Source organism: Halomarina rubra (assembly GCF_023699475.1).
In the GTDB taxonomy this organism is placed as follows: Archaea; Halobacteriota; Halobacteria; order Halobacteriales; family Haloarculaceae; genus Halomarina; species Halomarina rubra.
In genome coordinates this window covers 150,231-170,357 of the sequence record NZ_JALXFV010000008.1, presented here as the reverse complement: position 1 = coordinate 170,357, position 20,127 = coordinate 150,231, and the positions used below count along the sequence as shown (strand labels likewise).

At 69.5% G+C, this 20,127-nt stretch carries 23 protein-coding genes; 13 read left to right on the top strand and 10 right to left on the bottom strand.

What is annotated here, in order from left to right:
* The first annotated feature begins 81 nt into the window (after nucleotides 1-81).
* The 4 genes from M1L36_RS15680 to M1L36_RS15665 all read left to right on the top strand — a co-directional run bounded on the left by M1L36_RS15680 (nucleotide 82) and on the right by M1L36_RS15665 (nucleotide 2,331).
* On the top strand, nucleotides 82-1,128 hold the full coding sequence (locus M1L36_RS15680; RefSeq protein ID WP_250874682.1) for a zinc-binding dehydrogenase: 1,047 nt from the start codon (nucleotides 82-84) through the stop codon (nucleotides 1,126-1,128).
* A complete protein-coding gene (locus M1L36_RS15675; protein ID WP_250874681.1) occupies nucleotides 1,121-1,489 on the top strand; it encodes a DUF7977 family protein in 369 nt (122 codons plus the stop codon). Before M1L36_RS15680 ends, M1L36_RS15675 begins: the two co-directional genes overlap by 8 nt.
* 51 nt (nucleotides 1,490-1,540) lie before the next feature.
* Entirely contained in the window at nucleotides 1,541-2,002 is a 462-nt protein-coding gene (locus M1L36_RS15670; protein WP_250874680.1) for a hypothetical protein, read from the top strand.
* Between the two features lie 65 nt (nucleotides 2,003-2,067).
* Nucleotides 2,068-2,331 carry a hypothetical protein gene (locus M1L36_RS15665; protein ID WP_250874679.1) on the top strand — a complete coding sequence of 88 codons (264 nt, stop codon included), beginning with the start codon at nucleotides 2,068-2,070 and terminating at the stop codon, nucleotides 2,329-2,331.
* A 51-nt stretch (nucleotides 2,332-2,382) separates the two neighbouring features.
* On the opposite strand, the gene M1L36_RS15660 is transcribed toward M1L36_RS15665, so the two are convergent.
* On the bottom strand, nucleotides 2,383-4,032 hold the full coding sequence (locus M1L36_RS15660) for a thiamine pyrophosphate-binding protein (RefSeq protein ID WP_250874678.1): 1,650 nt from the start codon (nucleotides 4,030-4,032) through the stop codon (nucleotides 2,383-2,385).
* A gap of 103 nt (nucleotides 4,033-4,135) precedes the next feature.
* On the opposite strand from M1L36_RS15660, the gene M1L36_RS15655 reads away from it, so the two are divergent.
* From M1L36_RS15655 to M1L36_RS15645, 3 genes are all read left to right on the top strand, one after another.
* Nucleotides 4,136-4,579, top strand: coding sequence for an SRPBCC family protein (locus tag M1L36_RS15655; RefSeq protein WP_250874677.1), 444 nt, complete (start codon nucleotides 4,136-4,138; stop codon nucleotides 4,577-4,579).
* A 7-nt stretch (nucleotides 4,580-4,586) separates the two neighbouring features.
* A complete protein-coding gene (locus M1L36_RS15650; protein WP_250874676.1) occupies nucleotides 4,587-4,694 on the top strand; it encodes a rubrerythrin-like domain-containing protein in 108 nt (35 codons plus the stop codon).
* 227 nt (nucleotides 4,695-4,921) lie between these two features.
* Complete coding sequence (locus M1L36_RS15645) at nucleotides 4,922-5,773, top strand: DUF2182 domain-containing protein (RefSeq protein ID WP_250874675.1); 852 nt, start codon at nucleotides 4,922-4,924, stop codon at nucleotides 5,771-5,773.
* Between the two features lie 122 nt (nucleotides 5,774-5,895).
* Here M1L36_RS15645 and M1L36_RS15640 read toward each other — a convergent pair whose 3' ends face one another.
* Nucleotides 5,896-7,272, bottom strand: coding sequence for an NAD-dependent succinate-semialdehyde dehydrogenase (locus M1L36_RS15640; RefSeq protein WP_250874674.1), 1,377 nt, complete (start codon nucleotides 7,270-7,272; stop codon nucleotides 5,896-5,898).
* A gap of 231 nt (nucleotides 7,273-7,503) precedes the next feature.
* Between M1L36_RS15640 and M1L36_RS15635 the strand changes: the two genes are divergently transcribed.
* From M1L36_RS15635 to M1L36_RS15620, 4 genes are all read left to right on the top strand, one after another.
* The gene (locus tag M1L36_RS15635) at nucleotides 7,504-8,364 is read left to right on the top strand and encodes a Rieske (2Fe-2S) protein (protein ID WP_250874673.1); all 861 of its coding nucleotides are present in this window, start codon (nucleotides 7,504-7,506) and stop codon (nucleotides 8,362-8,364) included.
* Nucleotides 8,365-8,457: 93 nt separating this feature from the next.
* Nucleotides 8,458-9,153, top strand: a complete 696-nt coding sequence (locus M1L36_RS15630; RefSeq protein WP_250874672.1) for a glycosyltransferase family 2 protein — start codon at nucleotides 8,458-8,460, stop codon at nucleotides 9,151-9,153.
* Nucleotides 9,154-9,247: 94 nt separating this feature from the next.
* Nucleotides 9,248-10,279, top strand: coding sequence for a glycosyltransferase (locus tag M1L36_RS15625; protein ID WP_250874671.1), 1,032 nt, complete (start codon nucleotides 9,248-9,250; stop codon nucleotides 10,277-10,279).
* 124 nt (nucleotides 10,280-10,403) lie between these two features.
* Nucleotides 10,404-11,360, top strand: coding sequence for a beta-ribofuranosylaminobenzene 5'-phosphate synthase family protein (locus M1L36_RS15620; protein WP_250874670.1), 957 nt, complete (start codon nucleotides 10,404-10,406; stop codon nucleotides 11,358-11,360).
* 28 nt (nucleotides 11,361-11,388) lie between these two features.
* Here M1L36_RS15620 and M1L36_RS15615 read toward each other — a convergent pair whose 3' ends face one another.
* Both M1L36_RS15615 and M1L36_RS15610 read right to left on the bottom strand, forming a co-directional pair.
* The gene (locus tag M1L36_RS15615) at nucleotides 11,389-11,676 is read right to left on the bottom strand and encodes a hypothetical protein (RefSeq protein WP_250874669.1); all 288 of its coding nucleotides are present in this window, start codon (nucleotides 11,674-11,676) and stop codon (nucleotides 11,389-11,391) included.
* Nucleotides 11,677-11,782: 106 nt separating this feature from the next.
* On the bottom strand, nucleotides 11,783-12,418 hold the full coding sequence (locus M1L36_RS15610) for a ribonuclease HI (protein WP_250874668.1): 636 nt from the start codon (nucleotides 12,416-12,418) through the stop codon (nucleotides 11,783-11,785).
* Between the two features lie 141 nt (nucleotides 12,419-12,559).
* On the opposite strand from M1L36_RS15610, the gene M1L36_RS15605 reads away from it, so the two are divergent.
* Entirely contained in the window at nucleotides 12,560-13,513 is a 954-nt protein-coding gene (locus M1L36_RS15605; RefSeq protein ID WP_369694268.1) for a DMT family transporter, read from the top strand.
* Nucleotides 13,514-13,553: 40 nt separating this feature from the next.
* Here M1L36_RS15605 and M1L36_RS15600 read toward each other — a convergent pair whose 3' ends face one another.
* The 6 genes from M1L36_RS15600 to M1L36_RS15575 form a co-directional block, all read right to left on the bottom strand.
* On the bottom strand, nucleotides 13,554-14,822 hold the full coding sequence (locus M1L36_RS15600; RefSeq protein WP_250874666.1) for an acyl-CoA dehydrogenase family protein: 1,269 nt from the start codon (nucleotides 14,820-14,822) through the stop codon (nucleotides 13,554-13,556).
* A gap of 185 nt (nucleotides 14,823-15,007) precedes the next feature.
* Nucleotides 15,008-15,676, bottom strand: coding sequence for a nitroreductase family protein (locus M1L36_RS15595; protein ID WP_250874665.1), 669 nt, complete (start codon nucleotides 15,674-15,676; stop codon nucleotides 15,008-15,010).
* 108 nt (nucleotides 15,677-15,784) lie between these two features.
* Nucleotides 15,785-16,480, bottom strand: a complete 696-nt coding sequence (locus M1L36_RS15590) for a helix-turn-helix domain-containing protein (RefSeq protein WP_250874664.1) — start codon at nucleotides 16,478-16,480, stop codon at nucleotides 15,785-15,787.
* Nucleotides 16,481-16,521: 41 nt separating this feature from the next.
* A complete protein-coding gene (locus M1L36_RS15585) occupies nucleotides 16,522-16,938 on the bottom strand; it encodes a MoaD/ThiS family protein (RefSeq protein WP_250874663.1) in 417 nt (138 codons plus the stop codon).
* An 81-nt stretch (nucleotides 16,939-17,019) separates the two neighbouring features.
* A complete protein-coding gene (locus tag M1L36_RS15580; RefSeq protein WP_250874662.1) occupies nucleotides 17,020-17,439 on the bottom strand; it encodes a universal stress protein in 420 nt (139 codons plus the stop codon).
* A gap of 102 nt (nucleotides 17,440-17,541) precedes the next feature.
* Nucleotides 17,542-19,476 carry an ATP-binding protein gene (locus M1L36_RS15575; RefSeq protein WP_250874661.1) on the bottom strand — a complete coding sequence of 645 codons (1,935 nt, stop codon included), beginning with the start codon at nucleotides 19,474-19,476 and terminating at the stop codon, nucleotides 17,542-17,544.
* A 123-nt stretch (nucleotides 19,477-19,599) separates the two neighbouring features.
* On the opposite strand from M1L36_RS15575, the gene M1L36_RS15570 reads away from it, so the two are divergent.
* The coding region (locus M1L36_RS15570; protein WP_369694262.1) for a WD40/YVTN/BNR-like repeat-containing protein at nucleotides 19,600-20,127 on the top strand (528 nt) is incomplete at its 3' end.

The window sequence follows — 20,127 nt, the reverse complement described above, 5'->3', positions numbered from 1 at the left end:
GCGCGCTGACATAAAGCTCCGACGGCCCCGACCGTGCCAGTCATCGGCAGGGTTTTGCTCCGCCCCTCCGGACGACCGGTCATGAAAGCCGTCCAGTTCAGCGAGCACGGCGAGACGAGTGTGCTGGAGTACGACGAGTTCCCCGACCCCGACGTCGGCGACGACGAGGTGCTCGTCGACGTGAAGGCCGGGGCGCTCAACCACCTCGACGTCTGGACGCGGCGCGGCCTGCCGGGCGTCGAGTTGGAGATGCCCCACATCCCCGGCAGCGACGCCGCGGGCGTCGTCACCGACGTCGGGGCCGACGTCTCGCGGTTCGAGGAGGGCGACCGCGTCGCGGTCTGTGCGGGCAGGTACTGCGGCGAGTGCGAAGCCTGCCGCGACGGCCGGGAACCCGAGTGTGACTCTTACCACCTCATCGGCGAGCACGTTCGGGGGGTCCACGCCGAACAGGCCGCCGTTCCCGCCGAGAACCTCGTGCCCGTCCCCGACCACGTCGACTGGAAGACGGCGGCGAGTTCCTCGCTCGTGTTCCAGACCGCGTGGCGGATGCTGATGACCCAGGCGGAGCTGAAACAGGGCGAGTCCATCCTCGTCCTCGGGGCGTCCGGTGGCGTCGGTCACGCCGCCGTCCAGATAGCCGACCACGCGGGCGCGGAGGTGTACGCCACCGCCAGCACCGAGGAGAAGTTGGAGTACGCCAAGGAGTGCGGTGCGGACCACGTCGTCAACTACGAGGAGGAGTCGTTCTCGAAGTTCGTCTACGAGCACACCGACGGCCGCGGCGTCGACGTCGTCGTCGACCACATCGGTCCGGCGACGTGGGACGACTCGACGAAGGCGCTCACCAAGGGCGGCCGCCTCGTCACCTGCGGCGCGACGACGGGACCGAAAGCCGAGACGAACATCAACCGGCTGTTCTGGAACCAGCTGGAACTGCTCGGGTCGACGATGGCGACGCCCGGTGAGATCGACGACGTCCTCCCGCTGGTGTGGGACGGCACGTTCGAACCGCGCGTCCGCGAGGTGCTGCCGATGAGCGAGGCGCAGCGTGCACACGAGATGCTCCAGGAGCGCGAAGGGTTCGGGAAGGTCGTCGTCGTCCCGGACAGCGAGTACGATGGCTGAAGACGCGACGGGAGACACCACCAACGGCGACGACGGAGCGGGTGGCTACGTCCACGACCCGGCGACGTTCGACGACGGGGACGACCCGGGACGCGAGGAGGACCCCGGCGACGTCCGGACGACTCGAGCGTACCACCCCGAGGTGCCCCAGTCCGGGGAGTTCGGCGCGAAGGGGTGGGTGCTGGTCGGGGCGATTTTCGTCGCGTTCGTCTGCGTGCCGACGGCCATCCTGCTCGTCCCGTACTCGACGGGGTTCATCGAGTCGCTGGGGCTGACGTGGCGTGACGCGTACCTCACGCTGCCGCTGGTGCCCGCGCTGGTGCTCGGGTCGCTCGCGGTGTGGGTCGCGGTGAGCGACTGACACGCACGGGCAAGCACAAGGGGGCTACCGGCGGCGCGAGTCGGACGACCCATGTCCGGACTCAACGCCGAGCGGACCGTGACACGCACCGAGGCCGCCGAGTACCTGCGCGAGTTCGCCGACAAACTGGCGAACGGGGGACACGGCGGCACAGACCGGACGACGGGGTCGACGACCGGGAAACCGACGACGGGCGACGCGACGGGCGAGACCACGCACCACGGGTCTGCCGACGGGTCGACCACCGAGGGAACGACGGGGACACCGACCGGAGAGAGCCAGACGACACAGGAGACGCAGGGTACTCAGAACGCCCAGACGGGACAGTACGGGAAGGTGACGTTCCTCGTCGGCAACGACAGCGCGACGGTCAACCCCCCCGAGGAGGTGACGCTGAACGTCGACGTCGGTGAGGACTCCTCGATGATGTCCAGCGGTGCGGAGACGGTGACGTTCTCGCTGCACTGGGACAAGCAGGCCGTCCCCGAGTCCGACGAGTTGCGTATCGAGTAGGTCACACACCCCTGGGAGTCGAGGAATCCAAGAGTGTTTTGAGGCTGGACCGTCAGTAGTAGCGTATGGTTCGACTCGGCGAGAGAGTCGAGACGTTCGTCGAGAGCGCGGAGACGCTCGGCCGGTTCGGCTGGGTGCTCGCCTCGCTCGCGGCGGTGTTCGCACTCATCAGCCTCTACGGCTGGACACAGGGGATGGTGGCCGCAGCGGCGCGTGTCGGCTTTCTCTCTGTCGTGACGCTCTCCTTGCTCGTGCTGGTCGTCGTCGTCCAGGGCTGGGTCGGCCCGTGGGTCGCCGACCGGGTCCACGGCGCGGTGAGCGACCAGTGAGTCACGGCCGACCGGGGCGATAGATGCCGACGGGCGACCGCGCGAGCGACGCTACTCGTCCAACCTGATCTCGACGAGCGACAGCGAGTCACTGCCGACGACCTCGTCGAGCGTCTCGCGGACCTCGGACCACGTCTCGGGCCGGTACGCCTCGACGCCGAAGGACTCGGCGAACGTCACGAAGTCGGGGTTGCCGAGGCGCGTCCCGGTGGACGCGCCGCGGTGGTCCTCCTGTTTCTCGGAGATGAGGCCGTAGTCGTCGTCGACGAACAGGACGACGGTGAACGAGCAGTCCAGTCGCCGGGCGGTCTCCAGTTCGGCGGCGTTCATCAGGAACCCACCGTCGCCGGTGGCGGCGACGACGTTCGGCGCCTCGCCGTCTACCTCGCCTTCCCCGTCGGGCTGGGTGTCGTCCTCGCCGGAGACGGCGGTGCTCCCCGACAGCGCCACGTCCGCTGCCACCGCGCCGGGGACCGCGATACCCATCGACGCCAGTCCGTTGGAGATGAGACACGTGTTCGGCTCGAAGGTGGGGTACGACTGGGCGATGGCCATCTTGTGACTACCGACGTCCGAAATCAGGACGTCGTCGTCGGCCATCGCCTCACGGAGCAGGGGGAGCGTCCGGGCGACGGTGACCGGTTCGTCGGCCTCGGGTTCGCGGCTCACCTCACCGACGAGACCCTGCCGGAGGTCCGCGTACCAGTCGGTGTCGACGGCGTCGAGGTCGGCGGCGCAGAACGCCTCGATGCCGGCGGCGACGTCACACACCAGTTCGACGTCGGGGACGTAGTGTTCGTACACCTCGGCGGGTTCGGCGTCGAGGTGGACGACGCGCTTGTCGCCCTCGGGGTTCCAGCTCTCGGGGTCGTGCTCGGCGATGTCGTAGCCGATGGCGACGACGGCGTCGGCGCGCTCGATGACGCGGTCGACCTCGCCGCTGCCCGAGTCGAGGGTCATCAACGACTGTTCGTCGCGGTCGGACACCGCGCCCTTGCCCATGTACGTGGCGACCACGGGGATGTCGGTGTCGTCGACGAACGTCCGCAACTGCTCGGAGGCGCGGGACCGGACCGCGCCGTTGCCCGCGAGCACGAGGGGGCGCTCGGCCTCCCTGACCACGGACAGCGCCGCGTCGACGCGTTCGGGGTCCGGGCGGGAACGGTGGACCGCGCGGTCGCCGGGGGTGAGCGCCGCGGCGGTCGTCTCGGCGGCGGCGACGTCCTCGGGGAGTTCGAGGTGGGTCGCACCGGGTTTCTCGTGTTCGGCGAGTTTGAACGCTTTCCGGACGGACTCGTGGACGACGTCGGGGTCGTCGAGACGCGTGTTCCACTTCGTGATGGGGCCGAACATCTCGACGACGTCGAGCAGTTGGTGGCTCTCCTGGTGGAGCCGCTCGCGTCCGCCCTGGCCGGTGATGGCGACGAGCGGTGACTTGTCGAGGTGGGCGTCGGCGACGCCGGTCAGGAGGTTGGTCGCGCCGGGGCCGAGCGTCGAGAGGCAAACCCCCGCGTCGCCGGTGAGGCGGCCGTGGACGTCGGCCATGAACGCCGCACCCTGCTCGTGGCGGACGGGGACGAAGTCCACCGACGACTCGTCCATCGCGAACAGCAGGTCCTCCGTCTCTTCGCCCGGGAGTCCGAACACGTAGTCGACGCCCTCGGCTTCGAGACAGTCGACGAGTAACTCGGCAGTGTTCATACTCCCGCCACGAACGGACGACACATCAACCCCGACCCGGCCACCGACGATGGGGGCGTGTCGGCACGCACAGCTAATCTCACCGCGCCCCGTACGGAGTGTCATGTGGTTCAGTCACAGCACGGAGACGACGGCACCGCCGAGGCGGGTGTGGGACGTCTGGACGACCGTCGAGCAGTGGCCGACCTGGGACACCGAGTTGCGCGAGGCGACGCTCGACGGCGAGTTCTGCGAGGGGGCGACGGGCGAGTTGACGCCGCGCCGCGGCCGAGCCACCTCCTTCGTCGTCACCGACGTCGACCCGGTCCGGTCGTACACGTACGTCGCCGACCTGCCGCTCGCGCGTCTCGTCGTCCGACGGTCGCTCCACAGCCACGACGGCGGGACGAACTTCACCCACGAAGTGTGGTTCGAGGGACCCCTCGGCCGCGTCTTCTCGCGGACACTGGGTCGACACTACCGCCACGCTCTCCCGCAGGTGATGGAGGCCGTCCGCGAGCAGGCGGAGGCCAGCCACGCGACAGGTTCATCTACCGACGTTGCGTAGTGTTAGCATGCCTTCGTTGTACGAGTGTAACGACTGCGAGCGGCGCACAGACACACCCGGCCGGTGTCCGGTCTGTGGCGGCCGACTGCTCAACATCAGCGTCACCCGAGACTGAGCCACCGCCGACGCCCCTCCTCGCCGGCGGACAGTCATCGAACCGGGACTGTTCCTCGCGACATTTAATTTTTTGTTGCTTAGCTACTGAATAAAGTTCCTGGGGGGCGTCGTCTCGCCCATGGAGCTTCGAACCCTCCTGAACGACACCGTCGGCGACCTGTACGAAGACGCTCGCGAACGTGTTCGCTCGGCGCTCCCCGACGCCGTCGAGCGGGAGGACGCCGAATGAGCACGAGAGTCGACACGCCGTTCGGCGGCCTCTTCGAGGCCGTCTTCGACGTGGACGTGGACCGGACGACGCTCGTCGTGGTCGCGATGCTCGGCCTGGACGCCCTCCTCTGGGTGCTCATGTACGGCGGCCACGTCCCGATGCCCGGGATGTCGTGGCTGATGGAACAGGGCGTCCCGATGGCCGCACCGGGCGCGATGGAACTCGGCGTGTTCCACGTCGGCACGCTGGAGGCCGTCTTCGGCTACGCCGTGATGTGGGGCGTGATGATGGGCGCGATGATGCTCCCCGCGATGACCCGGTTCACGCGCGACTACACGTCCGCCCACGAGGGGACCGCGCGCGAGGTCGTGACCGCCGTCGCCGGCTTCCTCGCCAGCTACCAGGTCGTCTGGGCGCTGTCGGCCGTGATTCCGCTCACGATTCACGCCCTGCTCCCCGGTGGCATCCACGGGTTCACGCAGTCGAACCCGCACCTCGCCGTCGGCGGTGCGCTCGTCCTGACCGGGCTGTTCCAGTTGAGCAAGCCCAAACAGGACCTGCTGCGGGACTGCTGTGCGACCGTCGAGAGTCACGCCGAGGGGCTGGTCGACAGCGCGACTCGTGGCGTCGAACACGGCATCGAGTGCGTCGTCATCTGCTTCGGCGTGTTCTTCCTCGTGATGCTGTTCGTCGGCGAGATGAACTTCTTCTGGATGGTCGCGCTGACGACCGTCGTCGCGATGGAGCGCATCCCGTCGTGGGGGAAGGAGATATCGGTCGCGGTCGGCGTCGTCTCGCTGCTCGCGGGCGTCGTCGTCCTCGTCGTCCAGCCCGCGCTCGGCATCGGGTTCACGATGGCGATGTAGTCGCCGCGACTGATTCGCCGCCCGCTGACGCAGCCCCCACCTGACGCATTCCCGTCGCTGACGCACCCCTCCCTCCCGCAGACACCGTTCGCCACTCCCCTCCGAGCAGTAGGCCCGGATGCCTACTGGTCGCTCGCCGACTGTACCCAGATGGTCTTCTCGTTGAGGAACTCCTTCATCCCGTGTTCGGAGAGTTCGCGACCGTACCCCGAGTCCTTCACGCCGCCGAAGGGGATGCGGGGGTCGGACTTCGTGAGTTCGTTGACGAACACACACCCCGACTCGATACGGCGGGCGACGCGCTCGCCCCTGTCCAGGTCCTCCGTCCACACCGAACCGCCCAGCCCGTAGGTGGAGTCGTTGGCGAGTTCGACGGCCTCGTCCTCGCTCTCGACGCGGAACACGGCCGCGGCGGGCCCGAACACCTCGTCGGTCGCCATCGTCGCGTCGCGGGGCACGTCGCTGACGACCGTCGGCGGGTAGAAGTAACCCTCGCGGTCGAGCGGTTCCCCGCCCGTCTCCAGGGTCGCGCCCGCGTCGAGGGTCTCCTGGACCTGCTCGTGGACGTCGTCCATCAGGTCCTCGCGGGCCTGTGGGCCGACGTCGGTGTCGTCCTCGCTCGGGTCGCCGACGGTCAGCCCGGACATCTCCTCGACGAACGCCGAGACGAACTCGTCGTAGACGGCGTCGTGGACGATGAACCGTTTCGCGGCGATACAGGACTGCCCGGAGTTGAGCGTCCGTGCTCGCGTCCCCACCTCCGCGGCGGTCTGCACGTCGGCGTCCTCCAGCACGACGAACGGATCCGACCCGCCCAGTTCCAGCACGGAGGGTTTCAGCTCCTTACCCGCCGTCTGGGCGACCGCACGTCCGGCGGGTTCGCTCCCGGTGAGCGTCACCCCCCGAACTCGCTCGTCGGCGATGACGTCCTCGATGGGGTCCGACCCGACGATGAGACTCTGGAACGCCCCCTCGGGGAACCCTGCCTCCAAGAACACCTCCTCGATGGCCTGCGCACACCCCGGCACGTTCGAGGCGTGTTTGAGCAGGCCGACGTTGCCCGCGACGAGGTTCGGCGCGGCGAACCGGAACACCTGCCAGAACGGGTAGTTCCACGGCATCACCGCGAGGATGGGGCCGAGCGGTTCGTAGGACGTCAGCGCCTTCGCCTCCGGCGAACTCTGGTGGACGTCGTCGGCGAGATACGTCTCTGCGTACTCGGCGTAGTGCTCACAGACCCACGCACACTTCTCGACCTCCGAGCGCGCCCCCTCGATGGGTTTGCCCATCTCGCGGGTCATCAACTCGGCGTACTCCTCTTCGTTCTCGCGGAGCACCTCGGCGGCGTTCTGGAGCAACTGTCGGCGTTCCTCGAGTCGCCGCTCGCTCCACGCGGGGTACACCTCGTCGGCCAGCGCGAGCGCCGCTTCGACGTCCGCTTCGTCGTCGCTCTCGATGGGGTCGAGCGACTCCTCCGTCGCCGGGTTCACTCTGTCCATGCGTGAGCCTCACGCGCCTCGCCGATAGGTGTTGACCCAGCAAGGGGCGGCGCTGTCGACGGCGCGAGTCGCGACCGCCCTGCAACCGCCTCGAAACCGACTCGAACGCCGGACACACCGACTCTCGGGGCACTCCACAGCAATCGCTATCGTCGTGTGACACCTACTGACACGACGGTTGGCGACCCCTCCACTCTCTCGACGACGAGCGGCGTCCGACCGGAGACGACCATGGACAGCGACAAATACCCGGGTACGACGAGCAGACGGCGCTTCGTGAAGGGCGTCCTCGGCGCGTCGGTGCTCGCCGGCGTCGGGACCGCCGGCGGCGCGGCGGTGACGACGGCGACGAACCCCGCGGGACTGGGCGGCGGGAACATCGAGTTCCTCGGCATCGAACTCGTCGAGGGACCCGCACCACGTGGGATGCCTCTCATCCCCGTCGAGATCGGCGACGACGGCACCATCTCCGGACTGTGGCCCGAGGCCGAACAGCGCGACGTCGGCGGCCGGTCCGTCGCCGTCGCCCAGACCGACGTCGGCGGGACGACCTACTCGACGGAGTGGTTCCAGTACTGTGGCATCCAGGACATCCCCGCCATCGACCCCGAGGCCGACCAGGACAACACGTTCCGGTACGACGAGAGTTCGCCGTACGATTGGCAGAGCGAGGACGTCACCGCGGGCGACCCGATGAACGTCGCGGACTTCGAGGACTACAACTCGTGGGGCAACGGCATCGGGCAGGCCGGCCTCGGGAAACCCGCGACCGGGACGTGGCGCTCGGACGGCGTCGACAGCGAGGAGACGCTCCCCGTACAGGTCCTCAGAATCGCGGACTCGGAGGCCGACCGGATGCGCCAGGACCCCACGATGGCCGCGTGGCTCGACGCCGCCGCCCCCGAGAACGTGCTGGCGTGGCTCTCGAAGTGCACGCACTTCTGTTGCGTTCCGGGGTTCAAGTCGACACCCCAGAGCACGCAGTTCAACGCCGAGAACGACGTCTACTGCCCGTGCCACCAGTCGGTGTACGACCCGTTCAGCCTCGTCAGCGAGTCGTTCGTCGCCCTGCCCCGACCGGAAGGCGAGTGACAGACGGAGAAATGTGCGGTGGGAGCGACGGTACCCGTCTCGAACGGTTCGCCCCGCGTGAACGTTTTTGCGCGGCGCGGTGGTAGGGTCGCCATGGACGTGGCCTGCGTCGTCCCGGCCTACGACGAACGAGACACGGTCGAGCGGACGCTCGACTCGCTCGTCGGCGCGGACTGCGAGGTGCTCGTCGTCGTCGGGGGGACCGACGGGACGGCCGCCGTCGCACGCTCACACCCCGCCGTCGATCACGTGCTCCCCGACACGGCCGAGGCCGGCCCCGCCGCCGCCCGGAACCAGGGCGCTCGCGCCACCGACGCCGAGGTGGTCTGTTTCACCGACGCCGACACCGTCGTCGCGCCAGGGTGGGTCGCCCGCCACGCCAGTCACTACCACGACCCCAGAGTCGTCTGCGTCGGCGGCCCGCTCCGCCCGCTCGACGGGAGTCGCCGCGACCGACTGCTGTTCCGCGTCCTCTCGGACTGGTGGTACCGCGCGTCCTGGCCGGTCGGGTTCGTCCAGGCCAGCGGGAACAACTGCTCGTACCGCCGCCGCGCGCTGCTCGACGCGGGCGGGTTCGACGAGGCCCTACCGTTCCTCGAAGACACCGACTGCTCGATGCGTCTGGCTCGGCGGGGCCGGGCGGTGTACGACCGCCACGCGTGGGTCGCCACGTCACCGCGTCGCCAGCACCGACAGGGCTACCTCGGACTGCTCGCGGAGTACGCCGTCGGCTACGCCCGGTACCTGCTGGACCGACCGCGCGACAGCGGCTACTTCCGGCGGCGCTGAGTCGGCCGTCGCTCTCGGGTGGCACACGCTCGCCCCGACCGGTGGAAGCTGTCGGATGGGAGGGTTCTTACTCCCGTGCGCCCGGACCATCGGTATGAGCGACCCCGAGCACATCGCCGTCGTCCACTATCCGGAGGGGGCGGGACACGCCACCCGGATGCTCGCCGTCGCCCGCGGGTTCGAGCGCCGCGGCGCGACCGTCGCCATCGCCGGCGGCGGCCCCGGGACCCACTTCGTCGAACTGAACGGCTACGACCCCTACGAGCCGACGGCCGTCGACTTCATCGACAGCTACCAGTACGGCGACGGCACCGTCCTCGGCGACAGCGTTCCGAACGCCGCCCGCCGCGTCCGCGACGTGGTGTGCTGGCTGCGCCGCGAGGACCCCGACGCCGTCGTCACCGACGACATGTTCGCGGCGATGGCCGCCCCTCTCGCGGACGTGCCGCTGTACGTCCTGACGCACAACGCCCCCGTCCTCTACGACGACCCGCTCGAACGCGTCGCGACCGACGGTCTCACCCGACTCCAGGTCGGCCTCTCGCGGACGTTCTTCTTCCCCGCCGTCTGGGCGACCGACCACGACCCCGCCGGCGTCGAGCGAATCGGCCCGGTCGCACTCCCCGCGGACGTGGGAGACGTGGGAACTGTCGCCGCCGACGGCGGCACCGAGGCGACCACCGACGACGCGAGCGACGTCGATTCGTCGTCCGGAACGGACGCGGTACCGGACCTCGACGTGTTGCTCGTCCCCAGCGCCTACTCCTCGGACCAGACCGACCTCGTCGCCCGACTCGAAGCGGCAGGCCGCGACGTGACCAGCGTCGGCGGCGAGGGGTGGGAGCCGGTTCCCTCGCTCCTCCCGTACGTCGAGCGCGCGAACGTCGTCGTCTGCTCGGGCTACTCGACGGTGATGGAGGCGGCCGTCGCCGGCACTGCCTGCGTCGTCCGGCCGTTCACCGACGAACAACACGGCGTCGGCCGTCTGCTCGACACCGTCGAGGGATTCCGCGTCGCCCACTCGCTGCGCGGCGTCGTCCGGGCCGTCGGGTCCACTCCCGACCCGACCCCCTTCGAGAACGGCATCCACGTCGTCGCAGAGCGCGTCCTCGCCGACCTGCACTGACCCGGCAGACTGGCGGGTGGCGGTCGCGTCGACCAGCGTGGGGACTGTCGACGCCGACGTCGCCGGGAGTGGCGAACGTTTCCGGTGACGAAACGACCTTTCACCCACCGCGCGAGTCACCACCATGGTCAGGGTCGAGACGGGAGCGCGCCTCCACGTCGGATTCACGAACCTCTCGCTCGCCCACGAACGCCTCTACGGCGGCGTCGGCCTCGCACTCGACGAGCCACGGGTCGTCGTCGAGGCGACCCGTGGCGACGGCGTCGACGCAGACCCGGAACTCGAATCGACGACGCGGGCGGTCTGTGAGTGCCTCGACGTTCCGGGCGCTCGTGTCCGACTGATCGAGGGGCTCCCGCGGCACGTCGGCCTCGGTAGCGGCACCCAGCACACGCTGGCGACGCTCGCGGCGGTCGCCTACGCCTACGACCGCGACCCCGAGGTGCGGACGCTCGCGCCGGCACTGGGTCGAGGCGGGCGCTCGGGCGTCGGCGTCGCCACGTTCGAGACCGGCGGGTTCGTCGTCGACGCTGGCCACCCCACCGAGCGGTTCACCACGACGCCGCCCGCTCGCGGCGAGTGGTCGGTCCCGCCGGTCGTCTCACGGCACCCGATACCCGAGGACTGGCGGTTCCTGCTCGTGGTTCCGGAGGGGACTGGAAAGTCCGGCCAGACGGAGGACGACAGCATGCGCGCGGTCGTCGAGCGCGCCGACCCCGCCATCGCCGACGACCTCGCGGCGACGCTCGTCCGCGGTCTCCTGCCCGCCGTCGCGACGGGCGACCGCGACCGCTTCGGTCACGCGGTCGGGGAGTTCGGCCGCCTCAACGGCGCGTGGTACGCCGACGAGCAGGGCGGCGTCTACCGCCCACCCGCCGGCGAACTCGTCGCCGCCCTCGGCGACGCGGCGGCCGTCGGCGGCGTCGGCCAGTCCTCGTGGGGACCGACCGTCTACGGCGTCACCGACCGCGCGAACGCCGACGGCGCACGGGAGGCGGGCCAGCGGGCGCTCGACGAGGTCGGCATCGAGGGCGACGTCCGCGTCGTCGCCGGACGCAACGAGGGCGCGACGGTGCGGTGAGCGTCGCGGCGACGGGCGGGCCGACCGCTCAGAACAGTCCGTTGCTCGCCTCGGCCGCCAACTCCTTCTCCCGGTCGTCGCGTCGACGCTCCCGGTCCTCGGGGTCGTCTGCGTCGGCTACGCCGTCGCTGCCGGCGTCGTCCTCGGAGCGGCGCGCCACGAGCGCTATCCCGAGCGCGTAGACGCCGACGGCGAGTCCGACCGCCGCCGCGGTGCCGAACATCGCCGAGCCGACGAGGTAGGTGAGCGCGGCGAGGACGGGACCGCTCAGGAGGGTGTACCCGAGGTTCTCGGCGACCGTCTGCTCGAGGGACATGGTTCGGACTTGTTGGTTGAAGACTAAATCTCTTCGGGCGAAGCGTCGGAGGAAAGCGTCGTCCTTGCGGAGGCGTCGGGCGAGGAGGCGGGCGAACGGGCGGTGGTCAGTCGCTGGCGTTGCCGGTGTGGCGGTTCGCCCGCGACGGCGGCGGGTACTGCGGTCCCGGCGACTCCGTCGTCAGCGACGGCAGGACGCACCGAGCGGGTTCGTCGTTGACGAAGGCGTACTGGTCGGGGGCGTTCGCCAGGCAGTGAGCGGGGTTGACGCCGCTGTCGATGCGGGCGGCGCGAATCTCGCGGAAGCCGGCGACACGTGCCCGGATGCCCCGCCAGTGGTGGCGGGTGGTGATGGGGACACGATACGGGTGGGGCGGTCCCTGTCGGGGTTGACGGGCGGCCAGCGCCGCGCGATTGACGTTGGCGGCGAGGTCGTCGTGGTCGAGGACGATACCCACGCTGGCGTCGCGGGGCGCACGCGCGGCCAGGAGGTCGAGGCCGAGGTGGAGTGCCCGGTACTCGGCGACGTTGTTGTCGGGGACGGCGTCTGCCACCGAGCGCCGTGCGACGGTCTCGCCGTCGCGGGTCTCGATGACGACACCCAGTCCGCCGTTCGACTCCCGGAACGACCCATCGGTCGCGATGTAGTAGTCTCGGTGATGGGTGCGCGGGGGGTGCGCGATGTGCGGCGTGGGGGACTCGTCGAACAGGTCACGCAGTGTCGGCCGACCGTAAGCGGCCATGACAACATATTCTCACGGACCGACTTAACGTTGCGGGTAGAACTGCCGCAATCGACAGTGATTGTGGACAGAATCTCACGGGAACACTCCGTAACGAAACCTTGAGGCGGGCGCTGTCCGGAGGGTATGCGTGACCAGAGCGTGACCCGCTACCGGAACGGTGCCTTGTTCCTCGCCCTCGCCGCCGCCTGGGGCGCGGCGTTCATGGCCATCAAGGCCGGTCTGGGCGAACCGGGCGCGCCCGGCCCGTTCTTCGAGACGCCCGTCCTGTTCGCCGCCGTCCGCTACGACGTGGCCGGGCTGTTGATGCTCGGCTACGCCGCCCTCGTCCTCGACGACCCGCTCCCGCGGACCCGCGCCGAGGTCGCCGAGGTGGCGGTCGCCGCGACGTTCATGATAGCCGCCTACCACGCGTTCCTGTTCGTCGGCGAGTTGAACACGACGAGCGCGGCGGCCGCGACCATCGTCTCGCTATCGCCGGTCCTCACGACGGCCGTCGCGCGTGGACTCCTGCCGAGCGAGCGCCTCGACCTCGTCGGCGTCGTCGGCCTCCTACTCGGGTTGGTCGGCGCGGTGATAATCGCCGACCCGTTCGGGCAGGCGAACCTGCTCAGCGAGAACGTCGTCGGCAAACTGTTCGTGTTCGCCGCGACGCTCGCGTTCGCGTTCGGGAGCGTCCTCACCCGACGCATCGACTCCGGACTCAACGTCGAGGCGATGGAGGCGTGGGCGATGCTCGGCGGCGCGTTCCTGATGCACGTCGTCAGCCTCGCACTCGGCGAGCCAGCCTCGTCTGTCGAACTGACGACCGAGGCGCTGCTCGCGCTGGGCTACCTCTCGCTCGTCGCCAGCGCGCTCGGCTTCCTCGTCTACTTCGACCTGCTGGAGCGCCTCGGCCCGGTCGAAATCAACCTCGTCTCGTACGTCGCGCCGGTGTTCGCCGCGCTGACGGGCTATCTGTTCTTACGGGAGGCCATCGACGCCACCACCGTCGTGGGCTTTTTCGTCATCGTCGTCGGCTTCGTCCTGCTGAAACGGGAGGCCATCCGGGCGGAGGTGCGGTCGGCGCGAGGCCGACCCGTCGAGGGCGACTGACCGTCGTTCCGAGTGACGGGTCGAAAACGGCGGCTCGCGGTCAGTCGTCGGCCGGCGCTTCGCGCTTCAACTCGTCGACGATGCGGTCCTCGTCGAACCGGAGGGCGTGTTCTATCTCCTCGGTCGCCACGTCCTCGAAGGCGTGGCGGGCGATGGTCCGGCGGTGGACCTCGTCGGGGCCGTCGAACAGACGGAACGCACGCACGTCGCCGTAGAACGCGGCGACCGGGAGGTCGTTGGCGACGCCGTTCGCACCGAGACACTGCACGGCGAGGTCCATTATCTCGTTACAGACGTTGGCGGTGTACACCTTCGACATCGCCACCTCGATGCGCGCCTCGCTCCGGTCGAGTTCGCGGGCGGCGTGGCGGACGCCACAGCGCGCCATGTGGAGTTTCGTCTCCGCGTCGGCGATGCGCTGGCGGAGCGTCTGTTTCTCCGCGAGGTCCGACCCGAACCCTTCGCGCTCGCTGAGGTACGCCTTCGATATCTCGAGGGCGCGTTCGGCCATCCCCGAGTAGCGCATGCAGTGGGTGAGACGGCCGCCGCCCAGTCGCATCTGGGCGATCTGGAACCCCTTCCCCTCCTCACCGACGGTGTTCTCGACGGGTACGCGGACGTCGTTGTACTTGATCTCCGCGTGGCCGCCCGACGCCTCCAGCAGTTCGGGCGCACCGAGGTGGCCGACGTTGCGAACGAGTTCGACGCCCTCGGTCTCGCGGGGCACGAGGATGATGGAGGTGCCCGCGTAGGGGTGTTCGTCGAGGTCCGTCCGGGCCATGACGAGGAAGAAGTCGGCGTCCCAGCCGTCGGAGGTCCACCACTTGTGGCCGTTGACGACCCACTCGTCGCCGTCCTTGATGGCCGTCGTCTGCAGCATCTTCGGGTCCGACCCGCCGCCCTGCATCGGCTCGGTCATCGAGAACCCGGAGGTCATCTCGCCTTGCACCAGCGGTCGCAGGTACTCCTCTTTCTGTTCCTCGGTACCCACCATCTCCAGGGTGTGCATGTTCCCCTCCTGGGGCGCGTTCGCCCGGATGGAGTGTGCGCCGATGAGCGAGCGCCCGACCTGCTCGAACGACGGCAGCATGTCCGCGAAGTCGAGCCCCTGCCCGCCGTACTCCTCGGGCATCTGGGGGGCGAACAGGTCCCGCTCCTTCGCCATCTCCCACAGCTCGGCCAACTCGTCGTTCGAGATGGTGTCGCCCGTGGCGAGCATCTCGCGTTCGAGGGGCAACACCACCTCGTCCATGAACGCCTCGACGCGCCCGGCGACCTCCTGCGCTTTCTCGGAGTCGTGATACTCCATGGCACAACTCAGAGGGCCGGGTACCTAAATTGGTGAGTTCGGTACGTGTCGCCACACCAGCGACGGGACGACTCCGGCCGTTCCATCGAGGGGACGGAGGAGCGCGCGAGGGTGACGGAAGAAGAGGGGAGAGCACGGAAGAAGCGAGGAGTCGACGAGCGACGCGGCGCGAATCGCCGGCCGAGTTACGCGTCGAACGCGTCGAAGTGGACGATCTCGTCGACCGGGCGGCGGAACTTCCGCTCGTTCTCGCGGTCGTCGGCGTCGTCTTCGGGGTAGCCCATCGTCACGAGCATGACGGGTTCGAACTGCTCGTCGACGTCGAACGTCTCGCGGACGCCCTCGGCGTCGAACCCCTCCATCGGACACGTCGAGAGGCCCTTCGCGCGGGCGGCGTGCATCAGCGTCATCGCCGCGAGTGAAGTCGACCGCGTCGTCCAGACGCGGTTCTCCTCGTCGCTCCGTTCGCGCATCCCCTCGACGAGTCCCTGCAGGTTGTCGCGGGTCTCCTCGTCGGGGATGTACTCCTTGTCCAGCCAGTCCTGGAACACGCGGTCGGCGTGGGCCGCCGGGTCGGTGTTCCCGAGGACGACGACGGCGACGGGCGCGTCGGTGACGCTCTCCTGGTCGTTGGCGACCTCGCGGAGCGCCTGTCGGTTCTCGTCGTCGGTGAGGACGAGGAACTCCCAGGGCTGGAGGTTGAAACTCGACGGGGTGAAGCGCACGAGGTCGAACACCTCGCGGAGCGTCTCCTCGTCGACGTCCTCCTCTGCGTACTGGTGAACCGACCGACGGTCCCGGATGACTGCCTCGGCGGCGTCTGGAGCCTCGGTCACTGGTTCGTTGGTTGCCATCACGTCGAGGAGGGGCCGAACGGGTTTGAATCGCACAGCGGCGGCAGTATCGGCCGATTGGGGTACGCTACACCGGCCCAGTTCCAGAGTAGTTGACCAGTCACGCCGTCAGCTGTCGTCGGGTCGCTCGGGAGCGAGGCCGGCCGTGAAGTCGCTCTCGCTGTCGAAACCGTCGCTCTCGCTGTCGAGGTACGCCGCCACCAGTCGCCCCTCCGCGCGGTGGAGCGTCTCGCTGAGCGAGGACTTCGCAAGGCCGAGGTCGGCGGCGAGGGCGGTCAGCGACGTCCCGCGTGGCGTATCGTAGTACCCGCGGTCGGCCGCCGCCGCGAGCAGTCGGTGCTGGCGGTCGGTGAGCACCGACTCCTCGTCGACCGCCGGCGAGAGCGCCGTCAGTTCGAACGACAGACCCGCCTCCTCGAACGCGCGACCGAGCGCCGACAGACGCTCGTGGGGGAGCGTGAGGACGAGGTCCGCCCGACCGTCGACGACGGTGACCGGCGGTTCGAGCGGCACCGCGGCCGCCTGCGCGGCCCGGGCCAGCACGGGCGTCGTCGTCTCGAAGCGGACCACCGCCGCGCCGTCGTGGTCGTCGAGCACGTCGAGCGCCGTCACGCCGGGGGCTGCGCGCGTCGCCGCCAGCGCCGCGGCGACGGCGGCCGGTGGGCCCGAGAAGCGCGCGAGACCGACGCCCGTCTCGGCGGCGAACACCGCGAGGACCCGAATCGTCACGTCGGGGTGGGTCGTCGAGACGTCGGCCACCCACGTCCCGACCGGCAGGTCGACGCGGAGGTGTGCACGCGGCATACCCGAGGGTGGCCGCGCTCGCGTCGAATAGCTGTCGGCGCTCAACAGCAGAACATGAACGGGTAGACCAGCGCCACCCGGTCGCCGTCGGTCAGCGGTGCGTCGAACCCGCCGAGGTGCTCGTTGAACCGGCCGTTGACCATGATGCGGGCGAACGCGCGGGTCTGCTCGCCCTCGGGATTCTTCCGCCACGTCCCCGGCGGGTTCTCGACGCGCGCCCACCCGCGGGCGGTCGCCTCGCGTTCGGTCGGCGCGATGAGCATGGCTTCGAGGTCGTAGACGTCGAACAGCGCGGCGAGGAACTCGCGGAGCGTCGTCCCCTGGAAGGTGAACTCGAAGCCGGGCGTCCCCAGTTCCGTCCGGACGTGGCCGGTACACCGGACCTGGACGGTCGTCTCCTGGACGGTGGAGCGGTTGTGCGTGTCGGCGGGGAGCGTTGCGTGCGAGTGCTGGGCCATGCTGACGGGGAGGCGCGCCGGCGACGAGGCGTGAGTCCCGAACGTGTTCGGCTGGACCCGCTCGTCGCCGTCGGTCGGCCATCACCGAACGACCGTGACGGGCACTGGCGAGCGCCGGACGACGGCCTCGGCGACGCTGCCGATGAGCAACCGGGAGACGCCCTCACGGCCGTGGCTCCCCACGACGACGTGGTCGACGCCGTGCTCCTCGGCGAACTGCGTGATGACACGGGCGGGACGGCCGGTCTCGACGTGCGTCGCGACGGCGTGACCGTCGGCGTCGACTCGCTCGCGTCCCGCGGTGAGACGGTCGCTCGCCTCCTCGCGGGCGTTGCGGTACCACACCTCCGAGGTCCCCGGCGCACCCGTCCCCGAGAACCCCGCCGCCGGGTCGATGACGGCCAGCAACGAGAACCGAGCGTCGGGGAACAGGTCGAGGGCGTAGTCGAGGGCGGCCTCGGCCTGCTCGGAGCCGTCGAGCGGGACGAGAACGTGTCGCATACCCGACTGTCGGCCATCGGGGGACAAAACGCTTCGGGCGGGAAGCGGGTGGCGAACCGGTGGTGAGTACGGGGTGTAAAGGCGGCGTGGGTTCGGGCCGACTCAGTCCCGTCCGTGGCGGGTGAGGCAGTGCGACAGCCCGATTATCTCGACGGGTTCGGAGTTGTCCGGCGAGTAGACGGCCATCTGGCCCTTCTCGAAGTACGGCACCTTCCCCTCCAGCGACGAGGGGAGGTTGACGGACTTGATGGCGTCCTCGTCGCCGAGGTTGAGGACGATGCTCGTGTTCACCTGCTTGAACACCGGGTCGGCGACGTCCTGTGGGTCCTGGGTGATGAGGAACAGGCCGAGGCGCTCCTTGCGACCCTGTTTGGCCGCCTCGGTGAACTTCTGGATGACCTTCCGGGCCTGGACGCTCTCGGCGTCGGTGAGGAAGTTGTGGGCCTCGTCCATCCCGACGACGAGCGGCGTGTCCTTGATGCGGTCGTAACGAGGGTCGTTCGACAGTTTCTCGTCGATGAGCAGCGAGGAGAGCGCCAGCACGACGGTCTCTTTCGCCCGCGAGTCGTTGAGGTGGTACGTCGGAACGACCGTCAGGCCACCGGGCCGGACGAACTGGTGGATCTGCTCGGTGATGGGCGGGGCGTCCTGGTCGAACACCGACCCGAACCCGAGGACGCGCCGGCGGACGGCGTCGTAGGTCGCCTCGTGGACCCGGCCGGACTCGTTCAACTCCTCGCGCAGACCGGGGTCGTCCATGAACGAGCAGAACTCGCGGTAGGTCCCCGAATCGCCGTACTGCCGGAAGAACCGGTTGAGCAGCTCGATGAGCGCGCCGTACTGGTTGTCGTTGAGCGACGCGCCGGCGACCAGCCACGGCGAGTCCCGGACCATCGAGAACGGGATGGTGAACTCGACCTGCTCGGCGCGGTGGTGGCTCGCGGCGTACGTCGCGTCCCCGACTCGCGGCACGAACGCGACGGTGTCGTCGTAACCGCCGTGTCGGATGCCCTCGGCGTCGTAGGCGCGGGCCACCTCGTCGGTGATGTCGGGGTTGTCGTCGTGCATCTGGGCGTACTCGTCCTGCGGGTCGAACTGCACGACGGCGGTCTCGGGCGAGCGCCCGTCGCCCATCTCGTAGGTGCGCCCGAGGTACTGCCGGAGGACGTTCTTCGCGCCGTGGGTCTTCCCCGACCCCGTCCCCCCGGCGACGAGCGTGTGCCGGAACACGAGCGGGTCGCCCGAGTCGTAGTCGTCTTTCAGCCGGTAGTCGACCGTCGGCGGTTCGGTCGCCGCCCGGACCTTCTCGCCACCGACCGCGAGGTGCCCCAGGAAGACACCGTCTTCGGGCATCTTCAGGCCGGTCTTGATCTCCTCGGGGTCGGTCGCGGGGCGCACGACCGTCTCGGGTTTCGGTACCCGGTCGGCCATCCGTCGTTTGAGGTCGCCCCCGTCGCCGGCTTCGCCGGTTGCTCGCGAGGGCTCCGACCCCGCGCTGTCGTCGTAGAGGACCGCGACGGGTTCGAGCGTCGCCATGAACTTGTAGTCCTGTTCGTCGATACCGCTGGTCCGCATCGCGCGACGGGCGTGGATCTCGTTGGCGTCGTCCGAGCGGAACTCCTGGACGTACTCCAGGGCGGTGATACGGCAGAACAGACGCTCACCATCCGGATACTGCGCGAGGAGGTAGGTGCCGATGCGCACGTCCGAGCGGTTCGAGACGGTGACGTACGCCCGGAGACAGGTGTCGCGCTCGTCCTCGCTGATGACGAGCCCCGCCGAAGCAGAGAGCGTCCCGATGCCCCGGTCCTGCCCGATGTTCGGCCGGTCGACGCGCTGGAAGTCGTCGGGTTCGACGCTGCGGTCGGTCGTGGTGTCGCCCGTCGCCCCGTTCGTCCGCCCGGTCTCGCCGTCGGAACTCTGCTCGCCGCGGTCCGCGCTCGGTCGCTCGGCCGCGCCGTCGGCGGCCGCCTCGTCCGCGTGGTCGGCGTCCGGGTCGTCCGCCGAGAAGTCAGAGAAGTCCCCGAGGTCGGTCATATCCGCCGGTTGGCCCGTGGACACAAACCCGTTTCCCTGTGCTCCACCGTCACGGCCGCGACGAGCGCTCGACCGCGCGCCAGTAGACTTAGGTCGCTCACTCGTGTCTGAACGTGCGAATCCATGAAGCTCGGCGAGGCGGTGGGCGAGGTCGCGTTCTGTACCGAGGGGCTGGACGTGGGGACGTGGACCTCGCGAGAGGGGTTCCGACGACGCGGTCGCCTCCCCGTCGAGACGGACCCGACGAACGTCCCGTTCTCGCTGACCACGTGGGGGCCGACGCGAGCGCTCCTCGACCGCCTCGCCGGCACCATCACGACGAGCAACGTCTGGCACGTCCGCGACGACACGCTCCTCGCGACCGCCGACCAGGACGTGTTCCGCTCGACCAACGGTGGGTACTCCTGGCGGCGGGTCCACGAACTCCCCGCCTCCTCGGGGCCGATGGGCGTCCTCCCGACGTCCGTCTGCGTCACGGACGACGCCGTCTACCTCGCGGAGTACCCGTTGGGCGACGACCCCGCCCGCGTCCTCGTCAGCCGCGACGACGGGGTGACGTGGACGACGTTCCACGAACGCGACGACGTCCGGCACTTCCACGGCGTCTACCGCGACCCCTACACCGACACGCTGTGGGGGACGACCGGCGGC

Excerpts from the sequence above, each read along its gene's own strand:
- M1L36_RS15680 (WP_250874682.1), top strand. The coding sequence starts at position 82 with ATGAAAGCCGTCCAGTTCAGCGAGCACGGCGAGACGAGTGTGCTGGAG.
- M1L36_RS15675 (WP_250874681.1), top strand. The coding sequence starts at position 1,121 with ATGGCTGAAGACGCGACGGGAGACACCACCAACGGCGACGACGGAGCG.
- M1L36_RS15670 (WP_250874680.1), top strand. The coding sequence starts at position 1,541 with ATGTCCGGACTCAACGCCGAGCGGACCGTGACACGCACCGAGGCCGCC.
- M1L36_RS15665 (WP_250874679.1), top strand. The coding sequence starts at position 2,068 with ATGGTTCGACTCGGCGAGAGAGTCGAGACGTTCGTCGAGAGCGCGGAG.
- M1L36_RS15660 (WP_250874678.1), bottom strand. The coding sequence starts at position 4,032 with ATGAACACTGCCGAGTTACTCGTCGACTGTCTCGAAGCCGAGGGCGTC.
- M1L36_RS15655 (WP_250874677.1), top strand. The coding sequence starts at position 4,136 with ATGTGGTTCAGTCACAGCACGGAGACGACGGCACCGCCGAGGCGGGTG.
- M1L36_RS15650 (WP_250874676.1), top strand. The coding sequence starts at position 4,587 with ATGCCTTCGTTGTACGAGTGTAACGACTGCGAGCGGCGCACAGACACA.
- M1L36_RS15645 (WP_250874675.1), top strand. The coding sequence starts at position 4,922 with ATGAGCACGAGAGTCGACACGCCGTTCGGCGGCCTCTTCGAGGCCGTC.
- M1L36_RS15640 (WP_250874674.1), bottom strand. The coding sequence starts at position 7,272 with ATGGACAGAGTGAACCCGGCGACGGAGGAGTCGCTCGACCCCATCGAG.
- M1L36_RS15635 (WP_250874673.1), top strand. The coding sequence starts at position 7,504 with ATGGACAGCGACAAATACCCGGGTACGACGAGCAGACGGCGCTTCGTG.
- M1L36_RS15630 (WP_250874672.1), top strand. The coding sequence starts at position 8,458 with ATGGACGTGGCCTGCGTCGTCCCGGCCTACGACGAACGAGACACGGTC.
- M1L36_RS15625 (WP_250874671.1), top strand. The coding sequence starts at position 9,248 with ATGAGCGACCCCGAGCACATCGCCGTCGTCCACTATCCGGAGGGGGCG.
- M1L36_RS15620 (WP_250874670.1), top strand. The coding sequence starts at position 10,404 with ATGGTCAGGGTCGAGACGGGAGCGCGCCTCCACGTCGGATTCACGAAC.
- M1L36_RS15615 (WP_250874669.1), bottom strand. The coding sequence starts at position 11,676 with ATGTCCCTCGAGCAGACGGTCGCCGAGAACCTCGGGTACACCCTCCTG.
- M1L36_RS15610 (WP_250874668.1), bottom strand. The coding sequence starts at position 12,418 with ATGGCCGCTTACGGTCGGCCGACACTGCGTGACCTGTTCGACGAGTCC.
- M1L36_RS15600 (WP_250874666.1), bottom strand. The coding sequence starts at position 14,822 with ATGGAGTATCACGACTCCGAGAAAGCGCAGGAGGTCGCCGGGCGCGTC.
- M1L36_RS15595 (WP_250874665.1), bottom strand. The coding sequence starts at position 15,676 with ATGGCAACCAACGAACCAGTGACCGAGGCTCCAGACGCCGCCGAGGCA.
- M1L36_RS15590 (WP_250874664.1), bottom strand. The coding sequence starts at position 16,480 with ATGCCGCGTGCACACCTCCGCGTCGACCTGCCGGTCGGGACGTGGGTG.
- M1L36_RS15585 (WP_250874663.1), bottom strand. The coding sequence starts at position 16,938 with ATGGCCCAGCACTCGCACGCAACGCTCCCCGCCGACACGCACAACCGC.
- M1L36_RS15580 (WP_250874662.1), bottom strand. The coding sequence starts at position 17,439 with ATGCGACACGTTCTCGTCCCGCTCGACGGCTCCGAGCAGGCCGAGGCC.
- M1L36_RS15575 (WP_250874661.1), bottom strand. The coding sequence starts at position 19,476 with ATGACCGACCTCGGGGACTTCTCTGACTTCTCGGCGGACGACCCGGAC.